Origin of the sequence: Duganella violaceipulchra, from assembly GCF_019166075.1 — a bacterium.
Lineage (GTDB): Bacteria > Pseudomonadota > Gammaproteobacteria > Burkholderiales > Burkholderiaceae_D > Rugamonas > Rugamonas violaceipulchra.
The window spans coordinates 346,078-357,052 of sequence record NZ_JAHTGR010000002.1 but is presented as its reverse complement, the minus strand read 5'-3'; the positions used below and the strand labels follow the sequence as shown (position 1 = coordinate 357,052).

9 protein-coding genes are annotated in these 10,975 nt (G+C 65.7%); 5 read left to right on the top strand and 4 right to left on the bottom strand.

Going from position 1 to position 10,975, the window contains the following annotated elements:
* From KVP70_RS04550 to KVP70_RS04535, 4 genes are all read left to right on the top strand, one after another.
* Complete coding sequence (locus KVP70_RS04550; protein WP_217940893.1) at positions 1-501, top strand: type II secretion system protein; 501 nt, start codon at positions 1-3, stop codon at positions 499-501.
* Positions 502-505: 4 nt separating this feature from the next.
* Positions 506-880 carry a type II secretion system protein gene (locus tag KVP70_RS04545; protein ID WP_217940892.1) on the top strand — a complete coding sequence of 125 codons (375 nt, stop codon included), beginning with the start codon at positions 506-508 and terminating at the stop codon, positions 878-880.
* Positions 855-1,358 carry a type II secretion system protein gene (locus KVP70_RS04540; RefSeq protein ID WP_229224592.1) on the top strand — a complete coding sequence of 168 codons (504 nt, stop codon included), beginning with the start codon at positions 855-857 and terminating at the stop codon, positions 1,356-1,358. The genes KVP70_RS04545 and KVP70_RS04540 overlap by 26 nt, the downstream gene beginning before the upstream one ends.
* Before the next feature lie 128 nt (positions 1,359-1,486).
* Positions 1,487-4,015 carry a M4 family metallopeptidase gene (locus KVP70_RS04535; protein ID WP_217940891.1) on the top strand — a complete coding sequence of 843 codons (2,529 nt, stop codon included), beginning with the start codon at positions 1,487-1,489 and terminating at the stop codon, positions 4,013-4,015.
* Here the strand turns inward: KVP70_RS04535 and KVP70_RS04530 are convergent, their stop codons facing one another.
* On the bottom strand, positions 4,016-5,644 hold the full coding sequence (locus KVP70_RS04530; RefSeq protein WP_217940890.1) for a CehA/McbA family metallohydrolase domain-containing protein: 1,629 nt from the start codon (positions 5,642-5,644) through the stop codon (positions 4,016-4,018).
* 154 nt (positions 5,645-5,798) lie between these two features.
* Here KVP70_RS04530 and KVP70_RS04525 point away from each other — a divergent pair, with 154 nt between their 5' ends.
* Positions 5,799-7,028: a M24 family metallopeptidase gene (locus KVP70_RS04525; protein ID WP_229224591.1), complete on the top strand. Its 1,230-nt coding sequence runs from the start codon at positions 5,799-5,801 to the stop codon at positions 7,026-7,028.
* Between the two features lie 44 nt (positions 7,029-7,072).
* Here the strand turns inward: KVP70_RS04525 and paaZ are convergent, their stop codons facing one another.
* The 3 genes from paaZ to pcaF are packed head-to-tail and all read right to left on the bottom strand — an operon-like array spanning position 7,073 to position 10,970.
* Entirely contained in the window at positions 7,073-9,118 is a 2,046-nt protein-coding gene (paaZ, locus tag KVP70_RS04520) for a phenylacetic acid degradation bifunctional protein PaaZ (RefSeq protein ID WP_217940889.1), read from the bottom strand.
* A 17-nt stretch (positions 9,119-9,135) separates the two neighbouring features.
* Positions 9,136-9,747, bottom strand: coding sequence for a phenylacetic acid degradation protein PaaY (paaY, locus tag KVP70_RS04515; protein ID WP_217940888.1), 612 nt, complete (start codon positions 9,745-9,747; stop codon positions 9,136-9,138).
* Between the two features lie 17 nt (positions 9,748-9,764).
* Positions 9,765-10,970, bottom strand: coding sequence for a 3-oxoadipyl-CoA thiolase (pcaF, locus tag KVP70_RS04510; RefSeq protein WP_217940887.1), 1,206 nt, complete (start codon positions 10,968-10,970; stop codon positions 9,765-9,767).
* Between the last annotated feature and the right edge of the window lie 5 nt (positions 10,971-10,975).

The window sequence follows — 10,975 nt, the reverse complement described above, 5'->3', positions numbered from 1 at the left end:
ATGCTGCGCAAGGCTCAACGCGGCTTCACCTTCATCGAGTTGATGATTACGCTGTCCATCCTCGCCACGCTGGCGATGGTGGCGGCGCCGATGGCGCAGGTGGCGCTGCAACGCGAAAAAGAACACCAACTGCGCGCCGCGCTGATCGAGATCCGCGAAGCCATCGACGCCTACAAGCGCGCCGCCGACAACGGTCGCATCAAGCTGACGATGGGCGAATCCGGCTATCCGAAAAAGCTGGAGGACCTGGTCGCCGGCGTGCCGGACCAGCGCAGCCCGCGCAAGCAGAACATGTACTTCCTGCGCCGCATACCGCGCGACCCGTTCGCGCCTGCCGACGGCAACGGCAACGGCTTCGCCAGCAGCGCCGCCGGCGGCGGCTGGGCGGTTCGCTCCTACGCCTCGCCGCCGGACAACCCGTCCGAAGGCGAGGACGTATTCGACATCAGCTCCCGCTCCGCCATCATGGGACTGAACGGCATCCCCCTCAAACAATGGTGACGCCATGAAGCGCAACAAGGGATTCACACTGGTCGAACTGCTGGTGGTGCTGGCGATCATTTCGCTGCTGCTCACGATCGCGCTGCCGCGCTATTTCAGCTCGGTCGACAAATCGAAGGAAGTGGCGCTGCGGGAGAACCTGCAAGTGCTCCGCAGCGGCATCGACAAATACTATGCCGACCGTGGCGAGTACCCCGCGGCGCTGGCGGACCTGGTCACGCAGCGCTACTTCCGCAAGGTGCCGCTGGACCCGGTGACGGAATCGGCCACCACCTGGCAGCTGCTGCCATCGGTCGACGCCGACAAACCCGGCGTGGCCGACATCCGCAGCGGCGCCAAAGGAAAGACCCGCGATGGCGTCCCGTTCGAGCAGCTCTAGGCGGCAAGGCGGCTTCGCCTATCTGTGGACGCTGATGCTGGTGGCCTTCATGGGCGTCGGCCTGACCATCGCCGCCGACCTGTATGCGACCGCCATGCGGCGCGACAAGGAGCGCGAGCTGCTGTTCATCGGCCACGAGTTCCGCCACGCGCTGGAAGCCTACAACAAGGCCAATGGCGCCGGACAGTATCCGCTGACGCTGGAGGAGCTGCTGAAAGACCCGCGCTTCCCCAACGCCAAGCGCCACCTGCGCCGGCTGTACAACGACCCGATCACCGGCAAGCCCGATTGGGCGCTGGTGCTGCAGCAGGGCCGCATCGTCGGCATCCGCTCGACCTCCACCAAGCGCCCCATCAAGCAGGACAACTTCGACGACGACGACGCCGGCCTGGCGAAAAAGCCGCGCTACGCCGACTGGATATTCGCCTATCCCTATGACCTGTTCATCGTGCCGCAGAATGCGGAAGCCAAACGCTGACTGGTTGCGAATTTGTTGATATGGGACAGAACCCCCAAGCCGTCCACGATCTAGCGTGATTCATCCGCCACGCGGAATCGGCGACATCATTCGATGCCAGCTGGAATGGTCGAACTTGGGAGGATGAGATGATCCTGCGTACACGCCTGCTAACCGCCACCACCGCCGTCGCCGCCGCGACCGCGCTGATGGCCGCCACCGCGACGCTCGCGGCAGACCAACTGATGGCCCCTCCGGTCAACACGCTCACGCCGCAGGACAGCTCCGGCCTGGTCGCGCAACTGGCGGCGATGGACGCCGCGCGCGGCGTCCCGCCCGACCTGAGCTTCCGCATCAGCAGCCTGCATCCGGGCGTGGTCGGACAAAGGATCGTCCGCGCCCAGCACACCTACAAAGGCTTGCGGGTGTTCGGTTCGGAGTCGGTGGTGGTCACCAACGCCGCCGGCCAGATCGTCAGCGTTTCGACCGCCGACCGGCGCGGCCAGCTGGCCACCGGCCTGGCGCCCGCCTCCATCAGCGACCAAGTGCCGACGTTGAGCGCCAACGACGCCATTACCGTGGCCGCCAACTCCATCGCACCGCGCGGCACCAACCGCTGGCCGCCCAGCGCCGAACTGCTGATCTACCCGGTCATGAAAACGGTGCGCCTGCCGTCGGCGGTGAACAAGCCGGAGTCCGAGCTCAATGCGCTGGACGTGGACGAGGTGGTGGACAGCTACCAGCTGGCCTACTACGTCAAGCTGCGCCTGGCCGAAGACGGCAAACCAATCTACTACGACACCGTCGTCAACGCGAAAACCGGCGCCATCATCGCGCAGTGGCAGGCGCTGAAAACGGTGGTCGGCACCGGCAACAGCCAATACAACGGCGTGGTGCCGATCAATACCACGCTGTCCGGCGCCAGCTATCAGATGCTGGACGACTCGCGCGGCGTCGGCGGAAAATTCGGCGGCATGGCGATCACCAACGCCGATCACAGCTCGGCCAACAATCCCGATCCCGGCAGCATCTATACCAACAGCGGCAACACCTGGGGCGACGGCAAGCAGTACATCAACGGCGGCAGCACCACCAATGCCAACGGCCAGACCGCCGCCGTCAACGCCTTGTGGGGGCTGATGAACACCTACGACGCCAACAAGAACGCGCTGGGCTGGCATTCGCTGGACGGCAACAACACCGCCACCTACATCGCCGCCCACGTCGACACGTCCTACGACAACGCCTTCTACGACGATAGCTGCAAGTGCATGTACATCGGCGACGGCAACAGCTTCTACAGCCTGGGTTCCATCGACGTGATCGGCCACGAGATGTCGCACGGCGTGACCGCGTCGACCTCGGACCTGACCTACTCCGGCGAATCGGGCGGCCTGAATGAATCGAACTCCGACATCGGCGGCGAAATGGTGGAAGCCTACGCGCGCGCGGGCGGCACCGGCGCCGTGATACCGGCCACCGGCAACGATTGGATGATGGGCACGGAGATCAGCAAGACCGGCCAGCCGCTGCGCTGGATGTACAAGCCGAGCAAGGACGGCCAAAGTCCCGATGCATGGAGCAGCACCATCAAATACCTGGACGTGCACTACTCCAGCGGACCGAATAACCGCATGTTCTACTTCCTGTCGCAGGGCTCCAGCAGCGATCCCGCGTCCGACTACTACAGCAAATACCTGGTGAAGAGCCCCGCCGCGATGACGGGCGTGGGCAACGACAAGGCCTACCGCATCTGGTTCAAGGCGAACACCACCAAGTTCACTTCGTCGACCAACTACGCCGACGCGCGCGCCAAGGTGCTCGCTTCCGCGCAGGAGCTGTACGGCGCCGGATCGAAAGAGGCCATCGCCGTGCAGCGCGCCTACGCGGCGATCAACGTCGGCGCCGACGTCGACGAAGGCGGCACGTCCGGCGGCGATGTCTCGATCACCACGCAGCCGGCCAGCGTGACCGTGGCGCCCGGCGCGACCGCCTCGTTCAGCGTGGGCGCCAGCGGCGGCACGCCGCCCTATGCCTACAAGTGGTACCGCAACGGCGCCGAGATCGCCGGCGCGGCGGCGGCCAGCTACTCGCTGACGGCGCAGATCGCCGACAACGGCGCGATGTTCAACGCGGTCGTCAGCGACGCGGCATCGCCACCCAAGAGCGCCACCTCGGCCAAGGCGACACTGACCGTCATCGCCGGCGGTGGCGGCACCGAACGCGTGACCAACGGCGGCTTTGAAAACGGCACCACGGGATGGCACGGCAGCACCGGCGTGATCGGCAGCTTCGCCGACCAGCCGGCGTACGAAGGCACGCGCTACGCCTGGTTGGGCGGCAACGGCTTCTACGCGATCGAAGTGCTGACCCAGTCCGTGACGATACCGTCGAACGCCACGTCGGCGATGTTGACCTTCGCGCTGCATATCGACACCGATGAAACCAAGCCCACGATTTACGACCGGCTGGTCGTCACCGTGCGGAGCGGCACCGGCTCCGTGCTGCGCACGCTGGCCACCTGGTCCAACCTCGACGCCGCCGACGGCTACCAGATCCGCAGCTACGACCTGGCCGCCTTCAAGGGCCAGACCGTAACGCTGTCGTTCGCCATGCGGGAGGACCGCTCCAAGCAGACCTCCTTCGTGCTCGACAAAGTCAGCCTGATAACGAAGTAATCAGCGCTGGCTGACGAACACCGGGTTCGAGTAGAACCACAGGCTGCGGTAGTTACGGTCGTTGATGTCGTTGAAGCGCGCGGTGTTGTCGGTGGTGCCGGTGCGCTGGTCCGCCAGCGGTTCGCCGTCCTGGGTCAGGCCGGCGACATCGGCGCCAAGGTTGGTGCCGCGCAGGCGGTAGTACTGGTTCTTGCTGGCGGTGGTCTCGTAGCTGATGCTGAAGTAGCCGTCCGCATCCACCTTCCAGTCCGCGCTGGTGAAGCGCTTCACCACGCGCGTGCTGGCGTTGGTGGCCACGCTGTAGGCCGCGCTGCCCGGCGTGGCCCTGGCGTTGACGTCGCCGACGATCAGGTCGACGTGATCGACCACCGGCTTGACGTTGGCGGCGGCGCCGCTGTCGACCGGCTTCTCGTAGTTGTTCCGGGCCGGCGACTTGAAGCGGATCGTGATCGTCACCTTGTCGCCGCTGGCCACCTTCAGTTCCCCGCCCATCTCCTTGCGGTCGTCCTTGCTGGCCAGGTTGAAGTCCAGCGCGTTGATCAGGTCCCCGTAGGCCGAGAACATTTTGCCGGAGCGCAGACCTTGCAGCAGGTCCCTGGCGGCCGGCTTGCCCTGGGCGCTGTTGAAGACGTAGTTCTTCGCGTACTCGCCGGGGAAGTAGCCGCTGCTGCTGCCGCCAACGATTTTGAAGTGGGTGTCCGAATCGGTCAGGTTCCAGATGCGGCGGCCTTCGCCCAGCAGCGCATCCCACGTGCCGCCGACCTTGGCCACGATGTAGTCCACGCCGCCGTAGGCGCGCAGCGGCGTGTTCTCCGGCGTGTAGGCGGCCGTGTAGCCGCCGCGGTCCGGCTCCATCTGGTTGCCGACCATGCCTTCGATGGCGAACATGATATTCGGCGCGATGTCGTTGAAGCGGCGGAAGTCGTCGATGGTGTAGCTGCCCTTGTTGCGCGACGGGTGATTGACCACGGCGTAGCTGGTGTCCGGGTAGTTGTCCTTCAGCCAGCTGATGGCCTTCAGCGCGTCGTCGGCGGTGGCGTTGTAGCGGGTGGTTCCGTACTTGGCCTTCCATGCGGCGACATCGACCGCATCGAACAGCGCCGCGTCGCGGGTGGTGAACAGGTACTCGAACTCCTTCATGCCCTTGGTGCTGGAGGCCAGCTTGTCGCCGCCCTCGAACAGGCCGATGCCGATGTGGTCATGGGTCGGCATATCCCACTCGAAGCCGGAGAAGATCAACTTGTCGGCGTAAGTGCCGGCCGCCTGCAAGGCCTGCACGCGCGGGATCTCATAGCGCTCGACGCCGAGCGACAGCGGAATCGGCGTTGGCAGCGGCCCGCCCTTCTCGTCGCGCGACGACAGGCGCAGGTGGTTGCTGACCGCCATCCAGTCCAGGCCATACGTGGTGAAGGCCTTGCCCAGCACCTTGTCCAGCGTCTGGCTGATGTCCGTATCGGGCGACTGCGTGGTGTGGGTGTGCAGGTCGCCGGCGATCCAGCGGCCGCTCTGAATCGGCGGCACGACGACGGCTGCGGCTTGGTCGCCGCCGCAGGCAACGGCGCTCAGCAGGACGGCAATGGCGGTCGGGATCAGCAATTGGCGTGGACGAAAATGGGAGGCAAGCGACATGATGGTGAGTCCTGAAAGTGGATGCGGAATTCGGCACACTAGCATTGGCGTATTACCTCTCTGTGACTTTGCGGCGGGGGCAAAACTGTTATGATCGTCGGCTGGCGCAGACAAAGATCCGCGCGGTCACGCAAATCAATTCAGGGATATAAAAATGACTATTGGCGGAAAAACCATGGAAGAGGCCTTAGCCTCGCTGTCCGACATGACCGCAGGCGCGGTCCCCATCGGCAAGGACGAACACCACCAGCGGCTGGCGCGCGCGCAGGCTTACATGCGCGACCAGGGCATCGCGGCGATCTACGTCAACGCCGGCTCCAACATGACCTACTTCACCGGCACCAAGTGGCATGCCAGCGAGCGCATGGTCGGCGCCATCCTGCCGGCCAGCGGCGCGGTGGAATACATCGCCCCCGCTTTCGAAGAAAGTACGCTGAAGGACTTCATGCTGGTCGAGGGGAACGTCAATACCTGGCACGAACATGAGAGCCCGTACCAGCTGTTCGTCGACACGCTCAAGCGCATGGGCATCGCGCCAGCGGCTGCGGGCGACGTTGCGCCGCGCGTCGGCATCTGCGAGAGCGCGGCTTTCTTCATCTACGACGGCATCCGTCCGCTGGCCGATGGCTACGCATTGGAAAACGCCGGCAAGGTCACGGCCCACTGCCGCACCCGCAAGTCCGCCAACGAAATCGCGCTGATGCAGCGCGCCAAGGACATGACCCTGGCCGTGCACGTGGCCACCGCCAGCATGCTGCGCGAGGGGATCACCACCGTTGAAGTGGAAGAGTTCATCAACCGCGCGCACCGCAAGGTCGGCGCTTCCGGTTCCTACTTCGTGATTGTGCTGTTCGGCGAGGCGACCGCCTATCCGCATGGTGTGAGCTATGTGCAAACGTTGCAACCGGGCGACACTGTGCTGATCGATACAGGCTGCAAACTGCACAACTACATTTCCGACATCACGCGCACCTATGTGTACGGCGAAATCAGCGCGCGTCAGCGTTCGGTGTGGAACAGCGAAAAGGCGGCGCAGGCGGCGGCCTTCAACGCGGCGCAGCTGGGCGTGCCGTGCGAGCAGGTGGACATGGCCGCACGCCGTTCGTTGGAGGCGGACGGCTTCGGTCCCGGCTACAAGCTGCCAGGCCTGCCGCACCGCACCGGCCACGGCATCGGCCTCGATATCCATGAGTGGCCATATCTGGTCGGCGGCGACAAGACGCCGCTGGACGTGGGCATGTGCTTCTCGAACGAGCCGATGATCTGCATCCCCGGCGAATTCGGCGTACGCCACGAGGACCATTTCTACATGACGGAGAACGGTCCAAAGTGGTTCACCGAACCGGCGCACAGCATCGACGATCCGTTCGGCCTGCGCAAGTAACACCTCGCGCGCCGGGACTATCCCGTCCCGGCGCGACTGCTACCTTAGCTACGTTTCATCACCAACGTCAGAATGTCGTAGCTGGCCACCAGTTCGTCGTTCTGGTTGGTCACCTGCACGTCCCACGCGACCACGCCCTGGCCAATGCCTTTGTCGTCGGTGCGGTTGCGGTCCACTTTGCGTTTGCAGGTCAGGCGCGCGCGGATGGTGTCGCCGATGGCCACCGGCGTGATGAAGCGCAGGTTGTCCAGGCCGTAGTTGGCCAGCACCGGACCAGGCGCCGGCGAGACGAACAAGCCAGCAGCGGCCGACAGCACGAAGTAGCCGTGCGCGATGCGCTTGCCGAACTGTGTGTCCCTGGCGGCGATGTCGTCGAAGTGCATATAGAAGTAGTCGCCGGAGACGCCGCCGAAGTTGACGATGTCCGCCTCGGTCACGGTGCGGCGGTGCGTCAGCAGCGAGTCGCCCATCTTCAGGTCTTCGAAATAGCGGCGGAACGGATGGACTTCGCTTTCCTGCACCTTGGCGCCGCGCACGTACTCGCCGGTGACGGCGGCCAGCATGGTCGGCGAGCCTTGCACTGCGGCGCGTTGCAGGAAGTGGCGCACGGCGCGGATGCCGCCCAGCTCCTCGCCACCACCGGCGCGGCCAGGGCCGCCGTGCTTCAGCTGCGGCAGCGGCGAGCCGTGGCCGGTCGAATCGACCGACGCTTCGCGTTCCAGGATCAGCACGCGGCCGTGCGAGGCGGCCGCCATCGGCACGGCGTAGGCGGCGATGGCCGGCTCCTTGGTCACCAGCGTGGAGACCAAAGAGCCCTTGCCGCGCGCGGCCAGCGCCAGCGCTTCATCGATGCCGTTGTAGCTGATGATGGTGCTGACCGGGCCGAAGGCTTCGATGTCGTGGACCGCGTCGTTGCGCATGCCGTCGCGGCACAGCAGCAGCGTCGGCGAGTAGAAGGAGCCGTTGGCGACGCCGTCACCGATCAACTTGAATCCGTCGCGTTCACTGAACAGCACCTCGTTGCCGCGCGCAAGCAGTTCGACGCGCTCGGCGACGTCGCGCTGCTGGTCCTTGGATGCGAGGGCGCCCATGCGCACGCCTTCCACCGACGGATCGCCGATGCTGACCTTGGCCAGGCGCTCGCGCAGGCGCGCGCCGACCGCGTCCACCATATTTTCCGGCACGATGATGCGGCGGATGGCGGTACATTTCTGGCCGGCCTTGCCGGTCATCTCGCGCGCCACTTCCTTGACGAACAGGTCGAACTCGACATCGTCCGGCGTGACGTCCGGCGCCAGGATGGCGCAGTTGAGCGAATCCGCTTCGGCGGTGAACGGCACCGAGTTGGCGATCAGGTTGCGGTTGGTGCGCAGCTTGGCGGCGGTATCGGCCGAACCGGTGAAGGTGACGACGTCGGCGCCGCCCAAACGGTCCAGCAGGTCGCCGGTGCTGCCGATGACCAGTTGCAGCGCGCCTTCCGGCAGCAGGCCGGAATCGTTCATCATGCGCACCAGCGCTTCGGTCAGGTAGCTGGTGGCGGAGGCGGGCTTGCCAATGCACGGCATGGCGGCCAGGAAGCTGGGCGCGAACTTCTCCAGCAGGCCCCAGATCGGGAAGTTGAAGGCGTTGATGTGCACCGCCAGGCCGCCGCGCGGCACCAGGATGTGGGTGCCGGAGAAGCCGCCGTTTTTACCCAGCGCCATGGCCGGGCCTTCGTGCAGCACGTTCGACGACGGCAGCTCGCGGCTGCCCATGCTGGCGTAGGCGAACAGCGTGCCGGTGCCGCCTTCGATGTCGACCCAGCTGTCGGCGCGGGTGGCGCCGGTCAGGTGCGAGATCGCGTACAGCTCTTCCTTGCGGCTGGCCAGGTACAGCGCCAATGCCTTCAGGCGCGCGGCGCGCTGCTGGAAGTCCATCTTCATCAGCGCCGGCACGCCGGTCTTGCGGGCGTAGGTGACGGCTTCGTCGAAGTCGATCTTCTCGGCGTGGGTGTGGTAGATCAGCGCGTTGTTCAAGGCGCTGTGCAGCGGTGCAGACGCTTCGGCGCCGATCCATCGGCCGCCGATCCAGCTTTGCAGGGTTGATGCCATGTTTAACTCTCCGTTGATTATGCTTGGGCGTTTTTGTGCAGGTGCAGCGGTAGCGAGCTTTCCCACTCGATGCGCTTGCGGTCCGGTTCCACTGCGGTCAGCGCTTCCACTTCGCGCATGGTGTTCATGGAGCGCACCGCCAGTTCCTGGTACTGGCCGGTGCCCTCGGTCTTCCATTTGATCTCGTCGTCGCGCAGTTCACGCGCCACCTTGGCCGGCGTGCCGACCACCAGGCTGCGCGGCGGCACCTGCATGCCGGCACGGACGAAGCTCATGGCGGCGACGATGCTGTCGGCGCCGATGACGGCGTTGTCCATCACCACGCTGTTCATGCCGACCAGGGCGTTGCGGCCGATGCGGCAGCCGTGCAGCACGGCGCCGTGGCCGATATGGCCGTCGCGCTCGACCACCGTGTCGGCGCCGGGGAAGCCGTGCATGACGCAGGTGTCTTGCAGGTTGGCGCCCTCCTCCAGGATCAGGCGGCCGAAGTCGCCGCGCAGCGCGGCCAGCGGACCGACGTAGCAGCGCGGGCCGACGATAACGTCGCCGATCAGCACCGCGCTGGGATGCACGTAGGCGGTCGGGTGGACCACCGGCGTGACGCCGTTGATTTCGTAGACTTTGACCATAACGGCGCTCCTGCGCTTTACACGCGTTCGATGACGAGGGCGATGCCTTGGCCGACGCCGATGCACATGGTGCACAGCGCGTAACGGCCGCCGGTGCGTTCCAGCTGGTTCAGCGCCGCCAGCACCAGCCGCGCACCCGATGCGCCGAGCGGATGGCCGATGGCGATGGCGCCGCCGTTCGGATTGACGTGCGCCGCGTCATCGGCCAGGCCGAGATCGCGCGTGACGGCCAGGCCCTGCGCCGCAAAGGCTTCGTTCAATTCGATGACGTCCATCTGTTCGATCGTCAGGCCAACCTGCGCCAGCACCTTCTTCGACGCCGGCGACGGACCAAAGCCCATGATGCGCGGCGCCAGGCCGGCGGTCGCCATGCCCAGTACGCGGGCGCGCTTGCGCAGGCCGTACTGCTCGGCGGCGGCGGCAGATGCCAGCAAAATCGCACAAGCCCCGTCGTTGACGCCGGAGGCGTTACCGGCCGTGACGCTGCCATCCGGCTTGACCACGCCTTTCAGCTTGGCCAGCATCTCCACCGTGGTATCCGGGCGCGGATGCTCGTCGGTGTCGACAATCTTCGGATCGCCTTTTTTTTGCACCAGCGTGACCGGCACGATTTCGTCCTTGAACACACCGGCAGCATGGGCGGCGGCCCAGCGCTGCTGGCTGCGCACTGCGAATGCATCCTGGTCGGCGCGGCTGATGTTGAATTCCTGGGCGACGTTTTCGGCCGTCTCCGGCATGCTGTCGATGCCGTGCATGGCCTTCATCAGCGGATTGACGAAGCGCCAGCCGATGGTGGTGTCCTCGATCTTGGCTGCGCGCGAAAACGCGCTATCGGCCTTGCCCATGACGAAAGGCGCGCGCGTCATGCTTTCGACGCCGCCGGCGATCACCAGCTGCGCTTCGCCGGCCTTGATCGAACGCGCGGCGATGCCGACCGCGTCCAGGCTGGAGCCGCACAGGCGGTTGATGGTGTTGGCGGGTACCTCGACCGGCAGGCCGGCCAGCAGCGCGGCCATGCGGCCGACGTTGCGGTTGTCCTCACCGGCGCCGTTGGCGCAGCCATAGTAGACGTCATCGACCTTGGACCAGTCCACGCCGGGATTGCGGGCGATCAGCGCGGCGATGGGCAGCGCGGCCAGGTCGTCGGCGCGCACGCCGCCGAGGGCGCCGCCGTAGCGGCCGAATGGGGTGCGGATGGCGTCACAGATGAAAGCGTCGTTCACGGAAT